This is a genomic window from Butyricimonas sp. Marseille-P3923 (assembly GCF_900184685.1).
Lineage (GTDB): Bacteria > Bacteroidota > Bacteroidia > Bacteroidales > Marinifilaceae > Butyricimonas > Butyricimonas muris.
Map to the genome: position 1 here is coordinate 2,141,433 of NZ_FXXL01000007.1, position 24,852 is coordinate 2,166,284.

General features: G+C 44.8%; 20 protein-coding genes. 12 read left to right on the plus strand and 8 right to left on the minus strand.

Annotated features, from left to right (window positions below; all coding sequences use genetic code 11):
- Positions 1-323: 323 nt before the first annotated feature.
- The 3 genes from CS948_RS20245 to CS948_RS20255 are packed head-to-tail and all read right to left on the minus strand — an operon-like array spanning position 324 to position 5,298.
- On the minus strand, positions 324-1,472 hold the full coding sequence (locus tag CS948_RS20245) for a FimB/Mfa2 family fimbrial subunit (RefSeq protein ID WP_099294050.1): 1,149 nt from the start codon (positions 1,470-1,472) through the stop codon (positions 324-326).
- A gap of 36 nt (positions 1,473-1,508) precedes the next feature.
- Complete coding sequence (locus tag CS948_RS20250; protein WP_099294052.1) at positions 1,509-4,469, minus strand: FimB/Mfa2 family fimbrial subunit; 2,961 nt, start codon at positions 4,467-4,469, stop codon at positions 1,509-1,511.
- Positions 4,470-4,485: 16 nt separating this feature from the next.
- Positions 4,486-5,298 (minus strand): hypothetical protein, encoded by an 813-nt coding sequence (locus CS948_RS20255; RefSeq protein ID WP_099294054.1) that lies wholly within the window; start codon positions 5,296-5,298, stop codon positions 4,486-4,488.
- A 456-nt stretch (positions 5,299-5,754) separates the two neighbouring features.
- Here CS948_RS20255 and CS948_RS20260 point away from each other — a divergent pair, with 456 nt between their 5' ends.
- Both CS948_RS20260 and CS948_RS20265 read left to right on the plus strand, forming a co-directional pair.
- A complete protein-coding gene (locus CS948_RS20260) occupies positions 5,755-6,204 on the plus strand; it encodes a DUF3791 domain-containing protein (RefSeq protein ID WP_099294056.1) in 450 nt (149 codons plus the stop codon).
- Positions 6,201-6,680: a DUF3990 domain-containing protein gene (locus CS948_RS20265; protein WP_099294058.1), complete on the plus strand. Its 480-nt coding sequence runs from the start codon at positions 6,201-6,203 to the stop codon at positions 6,678-6,680. The genes CS948_RS20260 and CS948_RS20265 overlap by 4 nt, the downstream gene beginning before the upstream one ends.
- A 229-nt stretch (positions 6,681-6,909) precedes the next feature.
- Here CS948_RS20265 and cdd read toward each other — a convergent pair whose 3' ends face one another.
- Positions 6,910-7,386, minus strand: a complete 477-nt coding sequence (gene cdd / locus CS948_RS20270) for a cytidine deaminase (protein ID WP_099294745.1) — start codon at positions 7,384-7,386, stop codon at positions 6,910-6,912.
- Positions 7,387-7,436: 50 nt separating this feature from the next.
- Here cdd and CS948_RS20275 point away from each other — a divergent pair, with 50 nt between their 5' ends.
- The 9 genes from CS948_RS20275 (at position 7,437) to CS948_RS20315 (ending at position 17,019) form a co-directional block, all read left to right on the plus strand.
- Positions 7,437-8,354 carry a glucosaminidase domain-containing protein gene (locus CS948_RS20275; protein ID WP_099294060.1) on the plus strand — a complete coding sequence of 306 codons (918 nt, stop codon included), beginning with the start codon at positions 7,437-7,439 and terminating at the stop codon, positions 8,352-8,354.
- A 15-nt stretch (positions 8,355-8,369) separates the two neighbouring features.
- A complete protein-coding gene (locus CS948_RS20280; protein ID WP_099294062.1) occupies positions 8,370-8,909 on the plus strand; it encodes a DUF4199 domain-containing protein in 540 nt (179 codons plus the stop codon).
- 2 nt (positions 8,910-8,911) lie between these two features.
- Positions 8,912-9,859, plus strand: coding sequence for a glycosyltransferase family 2 protein (locus CS948_RS20285; RefSeq protein WP_099294064.1), 948 nt, complete (start codon positions 8,912-8,914; stop codon positions 9,857-9,859).
- Positions 9,860-9,927: 68 nt separating this feature from the next.
- Entirely contained in the window at positions 9,928-11,586 is a 1,659-nt protein-coding gene (locus CS948_RS20290) for an MFS transporter (protein WP_099294066.1), read from the plus strand.
- Positions 11,587-11,650: 64 nt separating this feature from the next.
- Entirely contained in the window at positions 11,651-12,229 is a 579-nt protein-coding gene (locus CS948_RS20295) for a GrpB family protein (RefSeq protein WP_099294068.1), read from the plus strand.
- Between the two features lie 112 nt (positions 12,230-12,341).
- Positions 12,342-13,535 (plus strand): ATP-binding protein, encoded by a 1,194-nt coding sequence (locus tag CS948_RS20300; protein WP_099294070.1) that lies wholly within the window; start codon positions 12,342-12,344, stop codon positions 13,533-13,535.
- A gap of 16 nt (positions 13,536-13,551) precedes the next feature.
- Entirely contained in the window at positions 13,552-14,499 is a 948-nt protein-coding gene (locus CS948_RS20305) for a nitronate monooxygenase family protein (protein ID WP_099294747.1), read from the plus strand.
- Positions 14,500-14,501: 2 nt separating this feature from the next.
- Complete coding sequence (locus CS948_RS20310; protein ID WP_099294072.1) at positions 14,502-15,743, plus strand: pitrilysin family protein; 1,242 nt, start codon at positions 14,502-14,504, stop codon at positions 15,741-15,743.
- 7 nt (positions 15,744-15,750) lie between these two features.
- Positions 15,751-17,019, plus strand: a complete 1,269-nt coding sequence (locus CS948_RS20315; RefSeq protein WP_099294749.1) for a pitrilysin family protein — start codon at positions 15,751-15,753, stop codon at positions 17,017-17,019.
- Between the two features lie 63 nt (positions 17,020-17,082).
- Here CS948_RS20315 and CS948_RS20320 read toward each other — a convergent pair whose 3' ends face one another.
- The gene (locus tag CS948_RS20320) at positions 17,083-18,603 is read right to left on the minus strand and encodes a M56 family metallopeptidase (RefSeq protein WP_099294074.1); all 1,521 of its coding nucleotides are present in this window, start codon (positions 18,601-18,603) and stop codon (positions 17,083-17,085) included.
- A gap of 11 nt (positions 18,604-18,614) precedes the next feature.
- A complete protein-coding gene (locus tag CS948_RS20325) occupies positions 18,615-18,971 on the minus strand; it encodes a BlaI/MecI/CopY family transcriptional regulator (protein ID WP_099294076.1) in 357 nt (118 codons plus the stop codon).
- 136 nt (positions 18,972-19,107) lie between these two features.
- Between CS948_RS20325 and CS948_RS20330 the strand changes: the two genes are divergently transcribed.
- Entirely contained in the window at positions 19,108-19,635 is a 528-nt protein-coding gene (locus tag CS948_RS20330; RefSeq protein ID WP_099294078.1) for a DUF4251 domain-containing protein, read from the plus strand.
- Positions 19,636-19,675: 40 nt separating this feature from the next.
- Here the strand turns inward: CS948_RS20330 and CS948_RS20335 are convergent, their stop codons facing one another.
- Together CS948_RS20335 and CS948_RS20340 are read right to left on the minus strand one after the other, a co-directional pair.
- Positions 19,676-22,330, minus strand: a complete 2,655-nt coding sequence (locus CS948_RS20335; protein ID WP_099294080.1) for a zinc-dependent metalloprotease — start codon at positions 22,328-22,330, stop codon at positions 19,676-19,678.
- Positions 22,331-22,337: 7 nt separating this feature from the next.
- Positions 22,338-24,848, minus strand: a complete 2,511-nt coding sequence (locus CS948_RS20340) for a zinc-dependent metalloprotease (protein WP_099294082.1) — start codon at positions 24,846-24,848, stop codon at positions 22,338-22,340.
- Between the last annotated feature and the right edge of the window lie 4 nt (positions 24,849-24,852).

Genomic DNA, 24,852 nt, shown 5'->3' on the forward strand with positions numbered 1-24,852 from the left:
AAAACAATGTTTCATATATTAAATATCAGATGATTACAGTCTTAAAACATATCAAAAAATGTTCAATTAATGATAACTTAATAATATCCGAAGACAGCACGCCTAATAGAAATACAACTCCCTGTGTATGAATTTTAAAAATAAATAGATGGATAATCACAAATAATAAAAAATGTCTTATATTTGTGAATCATTAAACGAAGGTTATTTGATTCTCAACAAATTATCATATAAACTTTTATAGATAATTATAAATATCACAATAAAAAAAAGGCCAACTAATTTGCAATAAACCAGTTGGCCTTCAAAATTTATCTATAAAACTAATCGGTCACAACGACATCTTCTTCCTCTCCTTGCTCCCAATCCACTTCCGAGCCTCCCGGTCGAATAAAATCTTCCCGCTCACCAATTTCCACGTCCTCCGAATTTCCCGTTTCCCAATCACCGGGGAACACCTCGAGCGTCACGTCGGTTTCCTTGACTTTAATCTTTTCGTCCGGCAATTCCTCCGTCTTCCCAGTTTCATCTTTCGTTTCCACCTTGTTCACGGTCGATTCGAGTTGCCCGTCACCGGAATCACTCTCGTTCACCTCCACGTTCATGGAAACTTCCGTGTCCGGTTTGGTTTCCGCGACAACATTTATCACTTGAGCCAACACCACCTCTTGTGAAGCATCCTTTGCGATGATATTACACTGGATATTATTATTCTCCCCGGTACTGCCACTACCACTCTCGCTCACCACTGCGATATTCATCGTCGCCGAGTAGTTCTTATTCTCGTCATCCGCCCGCGAGAAACTTCTTGCCGCTCCGCCTTTCGTCATGGTCACGAACACCGTTCCGGGATTCTTCCACTCCGTGTCCCCGAAAGCCAGCGTTGTTCCCACATTAGGGATAAGCACTCCCGCCTCCGCAATTTTCCCGGAATTATCCGTCATCTGTACTTTAGTGGTCGAGAGCGTTCGTTTCACGGTAAGCTCCGCTTTGACCTCCTCCTCGCCTACCATCAACGTATTTTTCGCGAAAAGCACATCTCCAAGCGGGGTGAAATTAGCGGCGTTCTCCTTCCTCGTCAATTGAATCTTCATATCGGCAAGAGCCGTACCCACCGTTTCCCCGGAAATATTCCCATCCTCCGGCACATTCCCCACAAATGCCACCGTGTAGCTTCCCTTCTCCAATTCAACGCTCTTGATGTCCGCCACGGAATTATATTTATAATTCTTCAACAACTTTCCCGCCTGATCAAACACGTACAAACGCACGTGCGAGATAATCCCTTTCAACCCGGCATCATCCAGACTGCCGATACCGCTCTTCAAGACAAATTCAACCTTCACGTTTCCCGTTCCCGGCGTTGGCTCCGGTTCTGGCTCCGGTTCTGGACTATCCCCTCCGCTACCGCCACAACCACAGAATCCCAGCGACAGCGACAACACCATGAATATATAAATCAATTTTTTCATACTATACATTTTAACGGTTACTACTCGCACGCTTCATCACTTCATATTCGTGGAATCCCTCGGAATCTCCCCGGAATGAGAACGTCCTATTACAGTAATCACTCTCTCCTCTCCACTTCCCCATGACCTCAAAATCACCAGTATCGTGCATGACGCAACACCGTCCGGCATCTCAAGCACGCCCGTTAAAGTTCCATTTCCAGTTCCATAACTCGGTTCCATGTTCAACCATCCCTCTCCGTCAATAAGTTCTGAACGAACCTCCCATTCCGTGTTAGAAGACACATCCAGCACAAACATATCTCCCGCCATCAAAGAACACGAATCTTTAACACTCGTTTCGAGTCTTTCTTCTTGCGCCATTTCCTGTTCAATAGAGATATAAGCAGAATGCTGAGTCCCAACACGCACTTGAAGATGCCCGCTATATGACCACCCCGAAAACATAGCTTCCTTCACTATTACTTTCAATGTCGCATTTCCACTCCCCGACAATACCCCTGTTCCGACAATACTATCATTTTGGAAAAATTCTCCCTGCTCCGGTATCACTGTTACAAAATCATTCATACTAGCATTCAACTGACAACTCCACTCTGAATTAGTCTTAATATCAACCGTGTACACTCCTCCCTCGACCGGAGCGTAAATCCGTTCCGGTGTTACTTCCAACCAAAGTCCATCAGGAGTAAATTCTTTTGATTCCGGAGCGTAAACAGACAGCATACCATCATTATACCGCCTCAACAATACAGAAGGCAACTTCCCTGTCAAATTAGGGTTACGCGGCATATCAAGATCATGCAAATTCACTAAACCGTCAAAAGAGTCCGGAATAGACGTGATACCGCAATCATACAACGTCAAATATTCCAACCAACTCATTCCACCCAACCAAGCCGGAAGTCCACCTTGTCCGAAAACAGGTGAATAAATCATCAAATCGTTCAATTTCAACTCCTTTATAGCCTCTATATCCACGGGTGTCATCTTGGCATTCCCAAATGTCAAATCCTCCAACACATTCCATTTACTTACCGAAGCCGGTACTTGAATACGGCTAAAACCATAAAGCCCTAATTCGTGCAGGTCACCGCCCGGCAAATCCCATATCCCATTCGGAAGCTCACAATTCGTTGCCCCTACAAGGCACAACGCCTTCAACTCCGTCAATTTATCAAAACTCATCTCTACCGATGAAACACTCGCCTGCGACAATGCCGGCAAATAATCATAATCATACTCTTCATTCTCCTCGTAATCGGGAACCGTAACAATCAACACTTGCAATCGCGTCAAATCCCCGATATGAGCCGGAATCCGTGTCAGCGTCTTACTCCTAACTTCCAAATATTTCAACCCGGCAGGCAATTCTGGAAGCGTGGTACTATTTACAGTAACCGCCAATTCTTCCAAATTAGGAATTTCTTTTATAAAAGCGGGAATTTCCGACAAAACGCCATAATCAGATTCCTCATCCGAGATATTGCAATATCTTAACGCAGTCAAATTCTTAAACGACGCTGGCATTACCCAAACAGACTGCATGTCCGCCGTTCTTGATACTGCCCTCGACATTGTTGTGGACGCAGTTTTAGCAAAACGGCTCCGGTCATAATCATAATCGTAATCATCCAAATTGGAATAACCGATCCCGACAACACGTCCCTCGGTGTTCAACTCGACTTCATACCACAGATTAATATTATTCCCGACCCAACTCGAGGGTAAATCGACACCAGCCTCTCTCATCGCATCCCGCAACTCCAGCAAAGCCGTTTTGTCATTCTCTGCCACCTCAAGCATCGCGGGCAAAGCGACATGCACGAGTCCCATCGTATCGAGCACCACATTTTTCACCGGAGCAGGTAAAGCATACAACCGATTCATCTCCGAATCCAATATCTCAATATTCCGAATCGTGAAATTTCCACACTCTTGCCGCCCAAAAGAAGATATGACAAGAGTATCACCAAACACCTCAAGTTTTTGCATTTCATCATCTTTTCTTCCATTGATTCCAAATATTTTATTTTTTCCATCAATAAAACTGACAGTAACCTCTTGTATTTGCTCCAAATTCTCCAGTACGTTTCCCGTGGCTAATCTCACCACCCATCCATTGGCATACAATTTCTCATTCGCAATAATATCCTCGCTCATCGTTTCGCCCCATTCCTCTACACTCATCTCGATTTCCACGTCGAAAATATCACCCATAACATTCACTTTCACGTTAATAGAGTGAATCTTATTTGCCTCCACTTTATTCTTCAACTCTGCCACATATATTTTATCAACACCGTTCTCCACGATCACAAACTCCAAACGAGCTAAAGAATCAACACATGTCGGAAATACTATCGCCCGACCTTTCATTAATTCGCCTTCCTTATTCATCGGCACATTCAACCGTGCTTTCGTATCCTTGGGGGTTCCGTTAAAACTCACGGATTTCGGAGACCCCAACAAGGCCACACTCCGCAACTCGACACCACCTTTCAACCCGCTCACGTTTATATCCAAACGCCCTACTATACGACTCAATCGGGCTTCGCTAGACTTATCTTCCCCCACCGTGATTTCATCTGTACCAGAAAAAATACTACCGGGCATAACAACATCTCCGTTTGCATCCGTTTCCAAGGCAACCACCACATCATCCAAACTCGCTCCCTCTTTTAACCCGCTAATCTGGTTCTCGTCAATATTAGAAAGATAAGCAAACGTGTAAGCCCCCAACGGCAATTTCACGGGCTTCACGTCCGCTAAACCGGCAAACTCTTTTTGTTGATAAAAGACGCCACTCTCGTCAAAGATTAACAAATGTAACTTTTCAACCTCCTTGGTTAACTCCTCTACAGACAATTCAGAAGACCTGCTACTAAAAGTCAAAGCAATATCCTTCACCGGAACTTCACCTTCCAATTGCTCTTCCCGGCATCCCGTGAAAAACACAGCTGACAACAATACAAGAGTATATAATATTTTTTTCATTTCTTCCGCATTTAAATTACAACTCCAAAACCTTTTCCTCGCAAATTACCGAGTTCACAACATCTATCGACCGACCATGCGGCGCCGCCTTAGTCAAGGTCAAATTCAATTCCAACTTCTTATTCCGTTGTATACTGTTTTTCGCTTCAAAATCGAAACAATACTCATTCCAATATTCGTCATAAACAACGACTTCTCCGAATACTGCTCCTTTCGAAGGAAAGAGATAAATATCTTCACCAACCTCAAATTCCTCCCATGAATGCGACATTAACGGTATAAAAGTATAGTCACCTAATAAAATTTGTTCCGAATCATAGCAAGAAGCATCCAATCTCACACGTATATTGTTAAACTCCGACTGATTGACTACATTCACTTTCAAGCCGCCAACCAAACGATTCATTTCTACAAACATCATCTCACTTGCACCGTCTGCCTTAATCACACCTCCCAAAAGCTCGGGAAGCCTACGACCGCTCCACCATCCAAATTCAAACACGTTCTGTTCACGATCACGAATAGAAAAATGACTTCCATCATCTTCCCTTCCGTTTCCTAACACGAAAAACGTGTGTTCGCCCGGTTGTAAATCTTGATAAACAATCTTTTCTCCTGCCGCAAAATACTTCACTTCAAAATGAACTCCCGCAGGCAATCCCGTAAGTTTATACACAGAAGCAGGCATTCCTGTGATAATCATACTATCAACAGATCGCACTCCCAATTCCAAGCGACTCCCGGTAACTTCCGGTTGCCCTTTTTCATTTTCTCGGGAACAAGCCCCTAGAAAAAATAAACACAAAATTGCAACTAGAACTTTTCTCATAATTTTACGATTAAATTAAAACTTGTAATTTCATTTATTTTTCAATCACTCAATATTACACTCTAACAATCAAACGATTACCCCCAAAACACACGCTCAAAAAAGGATCGTTTATTGATAATTCGGCTCGCAACGCACGACGATCATCAACAAATTCACAACTATTTGATTGTGAATTTCGAAAATAAAATAGCTATCATTTACTAATAATGAAAAAAGTCTTATATTTGTACATTATTAAACGATCGTTATTTGATTTCAATAAATAACGCAATAGTAGTATCCGAGTCCATGAAATTTTTCCGGATATACCCGTACATGTCCGTGATAATATCCTTTGCCCCCTCCTCTTCTCGGAAAAAACTTAAGCATGCACGCACAAATCCTTGTAATAAGTATTGAACCAATATCCAAACATTTATATTACATTTGTGATATGATATAATACAAATAACCATGGAAATATCTAAAACTCATCATGAAGACCTAAGCCAATCTATGCTCCCGTTTATCATACGAGAATTGGTTGGTATGGTCATGAAAAAAAAATCATTGCCTTTGGATGATGCATTGTACTATATATACACGAGCAATTTATATAAATCTTTATTGGATGAAAATACAAAACTATGGTATTCAAGCACACTATTGCTATATGAAACATTAGAAAAAGAGAAATCAGAAGAAAAACGCCACCGGAACAATGATGAAAAGACGCTTCTTTTCAAAGTATTCTGTTTAGAGAATTACAAAAATTCAAAAAAACTATCCCCGGAAGAAACATTATTATTATTTTCCAAATATCATGTGTTTGATTTCTTGGAAGAAACATTTGAAATGCTTCACACGCAGGATAACGAATACATATTAGATACTATAACAACATATATCCACAAAAAGAAATGAAATTATATCATGGCTCAACCGTTGTCGTAAAACATCCCAATATACAAAGAGGACGAAAAGCGACAGACTTCGGGAAAGGTTTCTATACGACAACCAATTTTGAACAAGCAAAAAAATGGGCTTTACTCAAAAAGAACCGAGAGCAAAGCGATAAAGCAATAGTTTCTATTTACGAAGTTCCGGATAATATCCTTGATAGTGATTACTCCGTCCTCCGATTCTCGGGAGCCACAAAAGAATGGCTAAAATTTGTTGTAAATAACCGCAGAGGAAAAAACACCCAAAAATATGATTTGGCCATGGGTCCCGTTGCAAACGACCAACTATACGCGACCATCCGTCTATACGAACAAAGTGTTATTACAGCTGATGCGGCAATAGAAATGCTAAAAACACACAAACTATTCAATCAACTTTCATTCCATACAACTGAAGTTGCTTCATTACTAAAATTTGTAGAATCAATCGAAGTTTAAAATCATGAAATAAAGCTACCCCTTTCCTACCCTTTTCCTAAAATTTTGAGCGAGTTTCGGGCGGGATTCAAGTGACTATTAGGCGGCATCGCCCACTCTTCGCCTGATGTTCGCCCACACTTAGCCCACGTTTTAACGAAATATAAGGAAATTTAAAACTCACGCGTGGCACGTCCTCCGAATCAATAATATCGCTCTCGAAAACCTATCTTAGCCCTATGCGGGAGTATCACGGGCGGGTATCCCCTAATTTGAAGGAGAAAGGCAATAGCTGACTCGCCTTCACCAGCAAGGTACTCGTGCGCCCGATAAGGATTACATCAAAATCAGCATGATAGCGCCCGACAATCTCGGACATCACCTGCCGGCAAGCCCCGCAAGGCGTGACATACTCGTCGACCTCGACACCCTTGTCCCGTGCCGCAACGGCTATGGCTTTCACCCCAGCTTCCGGGTAAGCGGAACAGGCATAAAACAAGGCGGTGCGCTCCGCGCAGAGCCCCGAGGGGTAAGCCGCATTCTCCTGATTCGTGCCCCGAACCACCTCCCCGTTATTCATCAAAACGGCTGCCCCGACAGCAAAACCGGAATACACGCAATAAGCATTTTCCGTGATTTCCAAGGCGGCACGACACAATTCCTCGTACCCTTCCGGGTAAGATTCCCGGCACAAGATGTAATCTATCTTTAATTCCGCTTTCTCCATTCTAATTTTTTTCGTAATTTTACCGCCAATATAAAACTTTATCACGAATCATGAGCAAGATTTACGCTATTTTATTTCTTACTTTTATATGTGTCAACATATGTGGTGCAACGAACGACAGTAGAAAAGCATTCATCAAAAAATACAAATCCATCGCCATTCAGGAAATGGATCGCACGGGAATACCTGCCAGTATCAAGCTGGCGCAAGGGATACTGGAGTCCGGTTGCGGCAAATCCCAACTGGCGGTAAACGCGAACAATCATTTCGGTATCAAATGCCACAACTGGAACGGGGCAAGTTTTATCATGGACGACGACAGCCGGAACGAGTGTTTCCGCAAATACCGGAATCCCGAGGAATCGTGGGTAGACCATAGCGAATTTCTGACCTCCCGCTCCCGGTATGCCCCATTGTTCAAACTTTCCAAGACGGATTACAAGGGTTGGGCGAAAGGACTGAAAAAGGCAGGATACGCCACGGCTCCCGATTACGCGCAGAAATTAATCAAGATCATAGAAGAAGAAGAGCTGTATCAATTCGACAAACCCGGGAAAAGGCATCGTCAAAGCCCGGGCGAACTGAATTATAAACTCGGGGACACGAAGAACTACCAAAGCCGGGTAGTCTACATCAACAATATCCCTTGCATCAAGGTGCAGGAGGGCGACACGTTTGAAGGCATCTCCCAGTATTTCGGAATTCCCTTGAAACGTCTTCTGGCTTACAACGACAAAAACGAACTCTCCACGCGTAACGGTATGCACATCTTCTTGAAAAAGAAGAAAAACAAAGCACCCAAAGGTTACACCTTCCACAAGTGCAAACCGGGTGACACGATGTACATGATTTCACAAATATACGGTATTAAACTGGCGAAATTATTACAATACAATTACATGGAGAACGGGGACAAGCCGCAACCCGGAGAAATGATCTCCTTGAGAGGGGCAGCACAACTATATTGAAAGGAGTCGTGAATAATGGAAAATACAAACGAATCATTCTTTAAACCAAACACGTTATTCGGCGGACTCATCGGCGGCAGTTTCATCATTGCCTCTTTGCTCTTCGCCTACGCGGGCAAAGGAGTCGTGGCGAACCCGCAATTCAATAATATTATCATGATGCTGACCATTTTCGGGGTTTTCATCGGGATAAAAAAATACAGGGACGACCACTTGGCGGGAATCATATCCTACGGGAAAGCCCTTTCCACCGGCATATATATCCTTGCCGTCGCGGCAGTTTGTTACGCCGTTTACACGTTTATTCTTTACTCTTCGGACACGGAATTGCTGGCTACCTATAAAAAGGTCATGCTCACGATGATGAACGAAGTGTACAAAAACATGAATTTACAGGAATTATTCAACACGAGTTTGAGCGACCTGTTCTTTTCTCCCGTCGTGATCGCTTTTGGAGAATTATTCAATAGAATACTGGTAGGGGCTGCATTCACTCTCTTTATAGCCGGACTGGTGAAAAGAAAGACGCCCCCGTTTAACCCTCAACAATTTTAGTCATGGATATATCTGTTGTTGTCCCGTTATATAATGAAGAAGAATCGCTCCCGGAACTCGCCGCATGGATCGAACGGGTGATGGAAGCCAACCATTTTACTTACGAAATCATTCTGGTTGATGACGGTAGCAATGACTCTTCTTGGAAAGTGATAGAAGAGTTATCCGCGAAAGACAATCGCGTACGGGGAATCAAATTCCGCCGCAATTACGGGAAATCCGCCGCCTTACACTGCGGATTCGAGGACGCGCAAGGCGAAGTAGTGATCACCATGGACGCGGATTTACAGGACAGCCCGGATGAGATACCGGAACTCTACCGGATGATCACGGAAGAGGATTATGACCTCGTGTCCGGCTGGAAACAGAAAAGACACGATCCAATCACGAAAACAGTCCCCACGAAACTTTTCAACGCCACTGCCCGACGCTTCTCGGGTATCAAACTGCACGACTTCAATTGCGGGCTGAAAGCCTATAAATGTGCCGTGGTGAAAAACATTGAAGTGTACGGGGAAATGCATCGCTATATTCCCATACTGGCAAAACAAGCCGGATTTACCCGCATCGGGGAAAAAGTGGTACACCACCAAGCACGCAAGTACGGCGTTACCAAGTTCGGGTTAAACCGTTTTATAAACGGTTTCCTAGACCTGCTCACGGTAACATTTATCACGCGTTTCGCCAAGAAACCCATGCACTTGTTCGGGGCGCTGGGCACACTGCTGTTCATCATCGGTTTCTGTGCCGCCGGATGGATCGGTATCGAAAAACTCATGGCGCTTTCAAACGGACTCCGGGCACCGCTGGTCGCGAACAACCCGTATTTCTATATCGCACTGACTTGCATGATTATAGGTAGCCAGCTCTTCCTAGCCGGGTTTTTGGCAGAACTGGTGTCCCGAAGTGCCAGCGACAGAAATGTGTACAGAATTGAGAAAAAAATTTAAAGATTTTCCATATTTTATTTTACCTTTGGGCGTTTGTGTGCAAGATCAACTTTTTTAAATAAATAATTATGGTAGAAAAAATTCAACAAACCCTTAGAGATTCAGCAGCCATGCGCTGGACGGTTCTCTTACTCCTAGCTTTTGCCATGTTCTGTTCTTATATCTTTATGGACATTCTATCGCCCATTAAAGATTTAATGCAATCCACCCGAGGTTGGGACTCCACTGCATTCGGAACAATGCAAGGATCGGAAACATTTTTGAATGTCTTTATCTTTTTCCTCATTTTCGCGGGAATCATCCTTGACAAAATGGGAGTTCGCTTCACGGCAATCCTTTCCGGGGTCGTGATGCTGGTCGGTGCCACCATTAACTGGTATGCCGTGACCGAAAGTTTTCAAGGTAGCGGATTAGACACTTGGTTTACCAACAACTTGAATTACATCCCCGGTTTTGACGAATTGGGTATCTCTCCTTTCTATAAAGGAATGCCCGCGTCAGCAAAATTCGCAGCGGTAGGCTTCATGATCTTCGGGTGTGGTGTTGAAATGGCAGGAATCACGGTTTCTCGCGGAATCGTGAAATGGTTTAAAGGTCGCGAGATGGCTTTGGCCATGGGGTCCGAAATGGCTCTAGCCCGCTTGGGAGTAGCTTCCTGTATGATCTTCTCGCCGGTATTCGCCAAACTGGGCGGCAATATTGACGTTTCCCGTTCAGTAGCTTTCGGGGTTATCTTGCTGCTCGTGGCGCTTATCATGTTTATTGTCTATTTCTTCATGGACAAGAAACTTGATGCACAAACCGGAGAAGCGGAAGAGAAAGACGATCCATTCAAGATCAGCGACTTGGGCAAAATTATGTCGAGCATGGGATTCTGGTTGGTAGCCTTGCTTTGCGTACTCTACTACTCGGCAATCTTCCCCTTCCAGAAATATGCCGTGAATATGTTGCAATGTAACTTATCGTTCACTAGCGTGGATCCCAATTCATTCTGGGCAACGAACACAGTTACCGTTATCCAATATTGTATCATGCTTGTTGTAGCTGCTGCCGCTTTTGCCAGCAACTTCTCGAAAACGAAAGGCATGAAGTACGGGTTACTGGCGTTGGCAATCGTGTCATTGATTATATTCTGTTACATGGGTTACATGCGTCAGAGCGCAGAAACCATTTTTGCCGTATTCCCGTTGTTGGCAGTGGGTATCACTCCTATCTTGGGTAATTACGTGGATCACAAAGGTAAAGCAGCATCCATGCTTGTCATCGGTTCCATCCTGCTTATCATTTGCCACCTCACTTTTGCCTTCATTTTACCCATGTTCCAAGGAAATGCCATCGGAGGTGTCGTCGTTGCCTATGTCACGATCCTCGTCCTCGGCGCCAGCTTCTCTTTGGTACCCGCTTCACTGTGGCCTAGCGTACCGAAATTGGTGGACTCCAAAATTATCGGTAGTGCCTACGCTTTGATTTTCTGGGTTCAGAATATCGGGTTGTGGTTGTTCCCCCTACTCATCGGTAAGGTATTGGATAAAACTAACCCTCAACTGGTAGCCGATTTGAAAAGCGGAATCATTACCCCCGAAGAAGCCGCCATTTCTTACAACTACACCGCTCCGCTGGTGATGTTGGCTTGCTTGGGTGGAGCCGCCCTGATTTTGGGATTCATACTAAAAGCAGTAGACAAGAAGAAAGGTCTTGGCTTGGAATTACCGAATATCCAGAAGTAAACGAATTATTTTTATATACACGGGCCTTCGAAGTTTTCGAAGGCTCTTTTTATCTATACCTCACATGGAAATACCTTTAAGAAGTGACGAAGAGTTGCAAAAATCGACGATTGGCAAACGTATCCCGCACAACGCTCCCATTTTTCTGGCAGAATACACCCCGGAATGGCAAACTCTGTTCGCCCGAGAAGCCCAAAGAATATATCATATTCTTAGTAACAATGCCTTACAAATTGAACACGTCGGTTCAACCTCAGTCCCGGGATTATGTGCCAAACCGATTATCGATATAATACTGGTTGTAGCCGATTCTGCTAACGAGGCTAGTTATGTTCCCTACCTCGAAGCCGCTGGTTACACGCTACGCATCCGGGAACCGGAGTGGTTCGAACATCGTATGCTAAAAGGTCCCGACACGGATATTAACCTGCACGTGTTCAGTCAAGGCTGTTCTGAAGTCGATCGCATGCTATGTTTTCGTGACCGACTCAGAGAAAATAGGGCTGACCGGGAACTGTACGAACAAACCAAACGAAAGCTAGCCCACCGAATTTGGAAGGACGTGCAGCATTACGCTGACGCAAAATCCACCATCATACAGGATATCATGGAGCGTGCCCTTGCCGCCTCTAATATGCAATAAAATCAAATCTTCATATACTATATTAAAAATGCTTTCTGCAGAAAGCATTTTAATGGAAAAATGTTGTCTACAGAAAGCATTTTTAATATCTTTGCCGTAAAAGATAAAAATCATGGAATCTCTATTTGAACGATTTTACCAAAAATTACAATATACAGATACTTCCTTTACCCGTGGAATGATAGAGCAAATTCACTGGGAAGCACGACTTATCGGCATTCGCGGTGCCAGAGGAGTCGGAAAAACAACACTACTATTACAACACATTAAATTACATCTTCCCCTTGACAATTCCACACTATATGTCAGTTTGGATAATATTTGGTTCTCTAACCACCTTTTGTACGATCTTGCCGATAGTTTCACGAAAAAAGGGGGAAAATATCTATTCTTGGATGAAGTCCATAAATACCCGAATTGGTCTCAAGAACTTAAAAATATTTATGACGATTTCCCCACTTTATATATCATTTTCACGGGTTCCTCTTTACTGGAAATATTAAATGCAAGGGCAGACTTAAGCAGGCGTGCTATCGTCTATGAAATGCAGGGATTATCATTCCGCGAGTATCTGAATTTTTATCAAAAAACAAAATTCCCGATTCTATCGTTGGGGGACATTTTAAATAAACACGTGTCTCTAGCGGCTGAAATAACCGATAAAATAAAACCTTTACAATATTTCCCCGACTATTTAAAAAACGGATATTACCCGTTTTACCAAGAACTCCCTCCTCTATATTATCAACGTATAGAAGAGATTATCAACATGACATTAGAGATAGAACTTCCCCTGTTGCGGGGAGTCGAAATATCGTACGTTCCAAAGATCAAACAATTGCTAAAAATTATCGCCGATGCCGTACCCTTCTCCCCGAATATCGCCAAACTAAGCGAAAGAATAGGTATCAGCAGGAATGCCCTGATCACCTATTTAAACTATTTACAAGAAGTACATATCACGAACAACTTGACGAGAGCGACAAACGGAATCGGTATTTTACAAAAACCGGAAAAGATATATCTGGACAACACGAATCTGATGTTCACTTTATCTTCTACTCAACCCAACATAGGGAATATCAGGGAAACATTTTTCCTGAACCAACTCGCTTACTTGTTTCCAGTGAGTTCATCACAAGAAAGTGATTTCTTTGTTGATAATAAATACACGTTTGAAATCGGGGGAAAGAATAAAACGAAAAAACAAATCTCATCATTAACAGAGGCTTATATTGCTGCTGATGAAATTGAATTCGGACACGATATCAAAATCCCGTTATGGCTATTCGGATTCTTATACTAAATACAAAATAAATATCATGGAAAACAGAATAACAAAACTTTTCAATATAAAATACCCGATCATTCAAGGGGGTATGGTATGGTGCAGCGGTTGGCGATTGGCTTCAGCTGTAAGTAATCACGGTGGGTTGGGACTATTGGGCGCAGGTTCGATGCACCCGGAAACTCTAGTGGAACATATTCACAAAATGAAGCAGGCGACCGATAAGCCGTGGGGGATCAACGTGCCCCTGCTTTATCCGGAAATCGACCGGCTTATAGAGATCATTATCAACGAAGGGGTAAAAATTGTATTCACCTCTGCCGGAAGCCCGAAAAAATGGACACCCTTGTTAAAATCACACGGAATCACGGTGGTACACGTGGTCAGTAGCGCCCTGTTCGCCAAAAAATGCGAGGAAGCAGGCGTGGATGCCGTGGTTGCCGAAGGATTCGAGGCGGGAGGACACAACGGACGGGAAGAAACGACGACACTGACTTTAATCCCGAACGTGGTGGAAGCCACCACCCTTCCCGTGATCGCCGCCGGAGGAATTGCCTCGGGTAAATCCATGGCAGCAGTCATGGCACTTGGTGCCGAAGGCGTACAAATCGGGACTCTTTTTGCCGTGGCGACAGAATCATCCGCACACCCGGCATTCAAACAACGGGTACTGAACACCGATGAGGGCGGAACGATGCTAGCGTTAAAGAAACTTGCCCCTACCCGCTTGATTAAAAACGAGTTTTTCGAGCAAGTAAAAGCGCTCGAGGATGCCGGTGCAGACGTCGCACAATTAACCCAATTGCTAGGGAAAGGCAGAGCGAAAAAAGGTATATTCGAGGGCGATATGGTGGAAGGCGAACTAGAAATCGGACAAATCGCATCCATGCTTCATAAAGAACAAAACGTGGCGGAAACGATGCAAAACCTGATAACCGACTTCAACGACACGATGAAGAGATTCGAAAATATAAAAATGTAAAAATGATAAAATACACCCGACACGTACTGGATAACGGCTTAACCGTTATTTGCAACACGGACACGAGTACCCCTTTTGTTTCCGTGAATATTCTTTATAAAGTAGGGGCAAAAAATGAAGATCCCAACCGTACCGGGTTCGCGCACTTGTTCGAACATCTGATGTTCGGGGGCTCAAAACATATCCCGGACTATGACACTCACGTGCAGAAAGCCGGGGGAGAGAACAACGCGTTCACGAATAACGATTACACGAATTACTATATCACGATTCCCGCATCCAATATCGAAACAGCCTTGTGGCTCGAATCCGACCGGATGTTGGCTCTCGACTTCTCGCAGAAATCACTTGACGTGCAAAGAAATGTCGTGACCGAAGAATTTAAACAACGCTATTTCAACAATCCCTACGGGGATATCTGGTTAAAACTACGCCCGCTGGCATACAAAGTGCACCCGTACCAATGGCCCACTATCGGGAAGAATATCGACCATATTACCGGAGCCACGTTGGAAGAGGTGAAGGATTTTTTCCATCGTTTCTACGCACCTGACAACGCGATACTCAGTATCAGCGGTAATATCACGGACACGAAAGCGTTGGAACTGGTGAAGAAATGGTTCGGGGATATCGCCCCTGCCCGTTACACGAGGCAAGCCATACCCGTTGAACCGCGACAAACCGAGGAGCGTCGCTTGGTTTGCGAACATAACAAGGTACCCGCTGACGCGATTTACAAGGTTTATCACATGGGAGATCGCCGCTCGGACAACTTCTATGCCTGCGATATCATCTCGGATATTTTATCCAACGGACAATCCTCCCGCCTGTATATCAATTTAATCAAAAACGGAAAATTATTCTCGGAAATCGACGCTTATATCACCGGGGATATGGACCCCGGGTTATTCGTCTTCTCGGGAAAACTATCCGAAGGCGTGGCAATCGAAGAAGCCGAAGCCGCCATACAAAACGAGATTGACCACTTTATCGAAGACCCGATCACCGAACGGGAATTACAAAAAGTAATCAACAAAACGGATGCCCGCATCTCGTACAGCGAAATAAACTACCAGAATAAATCGGCAAATCTCGCCTTCTTCGATTATCTGGGAGATATCGAACTTATCAATTCCGAGAGCGAGAGATACGCCCGAGTATCCCTCGACACGCTGAAGCAGACTGCCGGGGAATTATTCTCCCCGAACAATTGCTCCACGTTATGGTATCTCAAAGAAAAATAATATGATCATGAACAGAAATATAGAACCGCCTATTACCGAAATTTCCCGCCCGACCTTGTGGGGACACCAACAAATCACACTTCCCAACGGACTGGAAATCGTGTACCTGCACGACCCGAATCAGGAAGTGTTCAAACTTGACATGGTAGTACCCGCCGGGAGTTACAATCAACCGCAACCCGTCGTGGCGTCCTCCATGCTCAACATGCTCAACGAGGGCACCCGAAAGCATACAGCCGACGAAATTGCCGAACTTTTCGATTACCACGGGGCTTACGTGGATTTCAACTGCGGGGTACACAAGTCGGAAATAAGCATGATCTCCTTGAATAAATACGCCAACGAAACGATCCGAATGGTGGCGGAAATGATACTCGAAAGCGTCTTCCCGCGAAAAGAACTGGAGATTTACATACGCAACAGGAAGCAGCAACATCTGGTAAATATAGAGAAGACCGCTTATCTGGCACGCATGGAATTTATTTATCGCCTTTACGGGGATACGCATCCTTACGCCAATCGCTTCACGCTGGAAGACTTTGACCGGGTAACACCGGAGATATTGATGAATTTCTATAAAGAGCGTATGCAAGCCTCCCGGTGCCGGATCATGCTTTGCGGTAATATCAACGAAGCCGTCCTCCGGGAAGTCAGTGAAGCCTTCGCTCCCATGGGTAATTTGCCCTTGCCCGAAATAGAACAATTTGCCATGCATCCTTACACACCGGGCAGATACCACGTGTCAAAGCCCGACGCCGTGCAAACGAGTATCCGTATTGGTAAATCGGGCGTGTCCTTGCTTGACGAGGAATACACGGACTTTCAGATACTCAACATGATACTCGGCGGTTATTTTGGCTCCCGGCTGATGTCTAATATCCGGGAAGAGAAGGGTTATACTTACGGCATCGGTTCCTATAACGTCAATTTGCCTCTGGCAGCTTACTGGATGATCGCCACGGACGTCAATGCAGACCAAGCCGAGGCGACTATTGACGAATGTATGAAAGAAATCCGACGCCTGCAAACCGAACCCGTGCCGGAAGAGGAATTACACCTCGTGAAGAGCTATTTTAACGGTGAACTGTTGCGGGAACTCGACGGCGTATTCGCCCAATCGGATGCCCTGAAACATAAACTCAATTACGGGACAGACAACTCGTTCTATTTCCGGATTATCGACCGCATCCGTACCTGCACGGCAGAAGACATCACGCGTATGGCAAACAAATACCTCCGACCGGAAGAGATGTATATTATCACGGCGGGGAGATAAAGGGAAGAGGCTGGTTGAATTGTCTTTGTCATTTTGACCAGCCTCCTCTACTACTTGTTCATTCTAGTTTAATCTGAAATTAATCGGTGCTGTATATGATACTCTCACGGGTTCTCCTCTTTGTGTCCCCGGAACCCATTTGGGCATGTTTTGCACAACTCTGATCGCTTCCTTATCTAACAAAGGATGGACAGAACGAAGAACAGTCACACCCGTAATTGTTCCATCTTTTTCAATAATAAATTGAACCGTCACCCGACCTTGGATCTTTTGTTTTTGAGCTTCCTCCGGATATTTTACATTTCTTCCCAAATATTTATTTAGATCTCCCGGGAATTGAGGCATACTTTCCACAACTTGAAAAATATCATTGGAATTTCTTATACTGGCTGTAGTCGAATCTACAGAAACCGAACGAAGATCATCTATAGCAAACACGCCATCCTGCATTTTTACAACTAATTTTTGTTCATCTTTCACATCACGAAGTTGCCCTTTCTTCCCGACATAGGAGAAAAACAATTCCGCACCGGGTTTTACGGTGATCGTAAACTCGCCTTTGTCATTTGTAAAAGTTCCGATATTAGTCCCTCGAATGACCACAATAGCATTCTTCAATGGTTTATTATCAGCATCCATCACAATTCCTTTTGCCACAATAGAATCTTTCCCAACCACGCTTGCGTACTCTCCGTTCTGTTGCACAATTGCCTGAACGTTGCTGGACAAGATCAACAGTCCCACTACCGGAAACAGCAAGGCATACTTGACCAGTCCCATTTTTGATGTTCTTTTTTTATTCATCATCATAATACGTTTTTTTAAAGGTGTCACGTTGAATTTATTAACTATTTGAGCTGCAGCCGAAGTACAAGTAAGGCGAAGAAGATGATACTGGTAGGCTTTCCGATCAAAACCGGAAGTCACAACCTGTTTATCCGCCAAAAATTCCAGATTACGTCGAATCTCCCGTTTCAATAACCACATGGCAGGATTAATCCAGAATAATGCACACAACAATTCGGAAATCATCACGTCGACAGAATGACATTGATCGACATGTGTTTTCTCGTGTGTCAGAATCTCCTGTAAATCATGGGATTCATACAGGGAGGGATTAATGAATATCCACTTGAAAAAAGAGAATGGCGTAACATGAGCCGATAAAGCTATAACGGGAGTGGAATGACAGAGCACGCGTTCCCCTTTACCCATCAACCGGAATATAGAAAATATTTGTAATAAAATACGAATCAACAAAACGCTCGCTACCAAGCCATAACACAACCCCACGATACCCGTTACGGTAAATCGCGTTACCGCCTCATCCGGTCTCACCGTTATTTCCGGTAAGAAAACAGTCGTGTATTGAGAAACAGTTTCTTGAATGACCGCCCTCTGTTCTTCCCCGAAAGTAAAAGGAATCAACGGGTAACACAAGGACAAAACAAGAATCGTCAACAAGCAAACCCGACGGCTCGTGAAAAAGGTATCCCGACTAAACAATAGTCTATAAAAAAGATAAAACACGATAAACGCTATATTTATCTTCATCAGATAGATGAATGTTTCACTCGTGAACATGGTTTTTATTTTTATTGTTTCTCGATCAATTTGATAATCTCTTGCAGGTCTTCTGCCGAAATTTTCTGTTCTTTAGCGAAAAAGGTCACCATCTCTTTGTAAGAATTCTCGAAATAATTTCTCACGACTCCCGACATGAACTTTGTCTTGTACTCGTTTTCATCCACGAGCGGCATATACTCGTAAATATTCCCGTGCTTCTTACTTGTCAGAAATCCTTTTTTCTCCAAATTCTTCACGATTGACGCCACCGTCGTGTAAGGCGGCTTCGGTTCTTCCATCTGATTTAGAAAATCTTTTATGACTCCGTTTTTCACCTGCCAGATGATCAGCATCACTTCTTCTTCCTGATATGTCAATTTTTCCATACATCTTTCTTTTACGATTCTTTCGCAAATCTACGAATATTTCGTAATACTACAAACTTTTCGTAAAGAAAAATCACATATTATTTTTCATAAAACCATTTTTCTCCCTTCCCGTATACCTCCTAAAACGGGAAACATGAAAAGACTATTATTTATCACCGGACTATTACTCGCTATTATAATTATTCCGGTCAAAGCGCAAAGCAAAAAAGAAATTCGATTCGAGAAAGAGTTTCAGAAAACACTGGCACTTGTCAACAGTGATAAATTTATCGTGAAATTCTATATTGCCACGCCCACGGTGGAAACCCTTTTCACTCCTCCCGGAGCTGGGAACAATATTGATATTGAGCCTAAGAACAGTTACTTGTGGGTAAAAGATTCCCTCGTGGGAGTAAAAATCCCTTATTTCGGTAGCGGAGTCGTGAAATCCGGTTCACAACTAGACTCCATTTCATTCCAAAATATCTTGTTCAGCCGGACGGTGAAAGTCTATTGGGAAGGCAAGAAAAAAGCGATAGCGTACCAGCTTACCGTTATGTCCGGCGGGAACGTGTACTACTTGAACATGCACGTTCAATACGACGGAACCTGCTATCTCTATCTCAGCGACCGAAGACGCTCCCCGATCAGCTATGTCGGTCAGATAGTAAAAAGGGACTGACGAATACTACCACCTATTCGTACAGTCCCCGGCCACGCTCTCAATTCACACCGAGCATCTGATTTATCGTAAACAACATGGCTTGATAATGAGCCTTATCAGCCGGATTTGTCGTTACTATCCCTCGTTCCAGCAAAGATTTGATCTTCAATGCCGAGTCATAATAATACGTCGTTGATTCATCTATCGCATCACATGTCACGGGACTTTGCCACCCGTACCCGTAGCCAAAGCCGGACAGTCGCATTTGTTCTGCCATATAAGCCTTTCCTTCCCGTGCTTCCAATTCCGTCAACTCTTTGGAGTAACGTGCGATCGTTCCCGTTTCATCCAAACCGTAAAGACATATTTCCTGTATCGAGGGAGCATAAGCGACCTCTGCCGAGATTGCGGTCAACCCGATCTTGTTACCCCCGATAAAGGTCAAGGATTTTCCCATCATATTCACCATCGCTTTCTGCATCACCTTATCGCCGTGCGACAACTTCCGATTTCTGATAGCGGCATCCCATACTCCAACATACAAGTCATTAAAAAATTCCGCCATCGTGTAAGGATTCTTTTCCTCCAAATAAGAAGACAATGTCACGTTCATATAAATCTTCGTCAACAAATCGGCGACAGCACTATTCAACGTTGCCGACGCTTTCGAGTGTAACCCGAACTTGGAGCATACCTCCCGGTTATCCAGCCACTCGTTATTTTGCAGTTGCCCGATCACCCAAGCTACCGCAGCTTTTTGTTTGGCTTTAGGAACCGGAGTATAACGCTTGGCAGCTGTCCCGTCTTTCGCATCGTTCAAATAAATACCACCGATACAATACGCCGCATTCTGTAGATAACGGCTATACTGGCTCACGATCTGACCATACAAAGCCTGACGATACTCCGCCGTTTCATCATCTTGAATCCATTTGTTGAGATTCGACAAGATATATTTCAGATTCTTGATACCGTATTCTCCGGCTTTTATAGGATCATCCCCCAAGTCTTCCTCCAAGGCACTCGGATCATAGCGACTGGCAAGCTGCTGTTTACCAAAACGATACATCGGATCGCCCGCTTTGGCATCAATCCACGATTCCAATACCCGAGTTTCCTCCTTCAAGGAAGTGCTTTCCGGAAAATAAGAATACAACCATTTGATCACAAATTCATCATAAACACCCAAATCCGGGGGAGTCAAACGCACGTCTTTATCACCGGGTTGAGCCACGTAATTAAACCGGGCATAGTCCATGATAGAAGGTGTCGTACCGTATTCGCGGGTAAACTTAGCCGAACGTAGCGAGTCCACGGGGAATGCACTCGACGCCGCCATATTATGCATCAAACCGAGGCAATGTCCCATTTCGTGTGAAACCACGTAAGCCAATGCTTCTTTCAACACGTCGTCCGGCAATCTCTTACCTCGCACTCGCGGGTCTACCTGTGCCGTCTGGATAAAGCGCCAACTCGTCAACATCTTCACGACATCGTTATACACTAGAATAGACGCGTTCAATATTTCTCCCGTGACCGGATCAACCCACGAGGGCCCCATAGCGTTCTGCACGGCGGAAGGCACGTAGCGTATACAAGAATATTTCAAATTATCCGGGTCGAAATCCGGATTGTCCGTCGGGAAATCCTTCACTTGCACCACGTTCTTAAAACCAATTTTCTCGAAAGCCTTGTTCCATCTCATCAAACCCATACGTAAAGGTTCTTTCCACAACTCGGGAAAAAGCGGGTCCATGTAGAACACGATCGGTTTCACGGGTTCCACCGTTTCTCCCCGCTTGAATGCCTCCACATCTTTAGGCTCCAAGCGCCAACGATTGGCTAAAGTATAATACTGCAACTGATCGCCCTCGTTGGAAATCTGTTGTTTGAAAGTAAGAAATACCCCCATTCTGGCATCCGAGTAACGGGGACGCATCCGGTCTTCCGGTAATAATAACAGGGTACGGGTAGCCTTGATCGTCAAAGGACGATTGCTATACAGCATTCTTGTCAACAATTTAGCACTCACGCTATAAGAAAGCGATGATTTGATCGACACGTTATCCTCGAAAGCTTTGATATCCTCCAACGAACACAAGGAACGATTCACCGAGGCCGTGTAGGTCAACGGGTAGGAACCCTCGGAAACAGAAGAAAGGGCAGCCTCGCCGCCACTAAATAAAGCCGTCACATCAAAAACCACCGCCGAACTATCCGGGGAAAAAGCCAACACTTTGTATGCCTCTATAATCGGATTCACGAAATTCTGTGCCACGATCTGTTGCAAACGGACATCCCCGGCATCATAGTTAATCCGGGCATTCACCCGCCTCATGTGCACGGTACTATCCGTCAGCGTGAAACAGATATGCATCGGGCTTTGCGGTTTATACCCGTTTATGGCTATCGTGTTATCACTTGTTTCGGTCGTGGCGGAAGCGAGCAGCATATCCCGTCCCATCACTTTCAAGGGTATCTCGAAATACAACTTTCCATCCACCTTATGCAAGGTCATAAAACCTCCTTTGGCCATTTCGTGGGCTTTTCCTTTAAAAAGCTTCTCGTATTTAGAGAGTTTCTTTACCGGGGGACGAGGTGCAGTCTTTTCCTCCTCTTTGGTTGTTTTCTTTTTATCCTCGGATGCACTGGCGTTCTGGAAACAAGAACCCACGAGCGCCACAGTGACCAACAATATCATCCATCTTTTCATAGTACTATTATTTATATTTTTCTTCTAATATTTTCTCCGTAACCAAAAGCATCGCCCGGTAGTGCGGACGTTCTTCATCCCGTACTGCGGCAACCTTTTGTTTCAACATCCTGTTGCACTCTTTCACCAGTTTATAGTAATAAATCGCCTCGTTCTCCAACACCCGGGTTTCAATCATCCGTTGCCAACCGTAGCCATTACCGAATGCCGTCAAATCCACCTCTTCCGAAGCGAGTAAAGTGGCAGCCGAAAACTGTTTTCCCCCGATAGTAGCCACCCGGGACTGGCAAGCCCCAAGCCATTCCGTTTGCATCAATTTATCGACTAGCGTCAACTCCTTGTTTTCCATGACCGTTTTCCACACCTCATCATACACGTCCTGCATAAACTCTTCCATCGGGTAAGGATCATCAGACAAATGCGCAGACAATGCCACGTAAGATTTACGGGCGAGTAAACGGGAAATCACATTGGAACGGGTTCTCCACGAATCGGGCAAACCCAAAGAGAACTTTTCCCATAATTCCCGGTTGTCCAACCATTCACTATCTCGCAATTGCCGCATAATCCACAGCACGGCGCACTTCTGCCGCTCTCTAGCCACCGGACAGAAACGCTCTCCGGGGGTTCCCTCCTTTACCTCCGTTAAATATATCCCGCCCACGTGAACGAGAGCGCTCATCAGATAGCGCTCGTATTGCGTCACCAACGCCGAGTACAACTGCCGACGATAAGCGGCATCCGAATCATCTTCTATCCAATCCTTTAAACGTGAAACAATATACCGCAAATTCGCTATCCCATAATCACCCGCCTTCAACACGTCATCCCCCAAATCATTTTCCAATGAAGACGGATCGTAAGCACTCATCCATTGCTGTTTCCCAAAACGATAGACCGGATTTCCCGCCTTTTCATCTATCCATGCTTCCAGCACCCGGGATTCCTCCTCGAAAGAAGCCATATCCCACAAAGGCGTGTACAACCACCGGATAACAAATTCATCATACTCACCCAAATCCGGCGGAGTTAATCGTACACCCCGATCTCCCGGTTGAGCCACGTAATTATATTGCAACCGATCCATGATCGAAGGTGTAATACCATATTTCGAGGTAAAAGAAGCCGAACGCAACGAATCGACCGGGTAAGCGTAAGAAGCAGCCAGATTATTCATCAGCCCCAGACAGTTCCCCATTTTCTGTGCTGCCATAGCTTCCAACGACTCGCCAATCACCTCGTCCGGTATCTTCTTTGCCCTCACGTTAGAGTCTATTTGTGCCGTCTGCACGAACCGATCCCGCTGAATCGCTTTTACCACGTCGTTGAATATCAATATCCGGGCATTCAATATCTCCCCCGATGACGGGTCTACCCAAAAAGGACCGACACCCTCTTCCAACGTGAAAGGAATATACCTCACACACGAGTATTTCAGGTTATCGGGAGCAAAATCAGAGTCGTCCGTCGGGAAATCCCTCACTTGAATCACGTTCTTGAAACCGATCTTCTCGAAAGCCTTGTTCCATCTCAATATCCCCCTCTTGATTGGTTCTTTCCACCCTTCCGGAAAATGATTGTCCACGTACATGACGATCGGCTTCATCGGTTCCGTGAGTTCACCCCGCTTGTAAGCCTCCGCGTCCCGGGGTTCGACACGCCACCGCCGGGCAAGCGAATAGGAACGTATAGCCTCACCCTCGACCGGAATATGTTCTCGTTCCGTCAGAAACAACCCAAGACGGGAATCCGACAAACGGGGACGCATCTTATCCTCCGGCAACAACATCAATGTCCGGGTTACCTCCACGGTTACCGGCTCCTGCTTCATCACCGGAAATATAAAATAGTAAGCACTAATCGAGTAGGACAGCGAAGACCTTACCGACACGTTATCGTCAAATGCCTTGACCTCACCCAAATGAGAATAAGCAGGCGTCATCTTTCCCGTGATCCGGAATTGCCCGGAAGCCGGAACGATCGGGGTAAGCTCCCGCACGTCCGAAATAAATAAAGATGTCACATCGAAAACAACTGCCGAACTATCCCGATTATATGCCAAAATCTTATAACCATACAATATCGGATCACTATACCCCTGTGCCATCACTTGCCTCATCCGGGGATTATTCTCGTCTACTGTCACGGAAGTTGCCACCAGTCGCAATTGCACCGTGCTGTCCTGTATCATGAAGCGCATGTGCATCCCTCCACCGGGCGCATATCCGCTCACGGCAGCCAGATTGTCACTCGTCCCGGAAGTAGCCGAGGCAAGCAACATATCCCGTCCCATCCACTTCAACGGCATCTCGAAATAAAGTTTCCCGTCCATCTTATGCAATGTCATAAAATCACCGGAAACTGTTATATATTTTTTACCTTGAAACAGTTTCTCGTATTTCCCCGGTTGCGCCGTCTCCTCTTTTTTCCGCTTCTTTCGTTCGGAAGCAGACACGGTAGAAACAGACCAAAAGCCCAGAGCAACCAAAACTACACAAGGTATTATCCACTTTCTCATAATC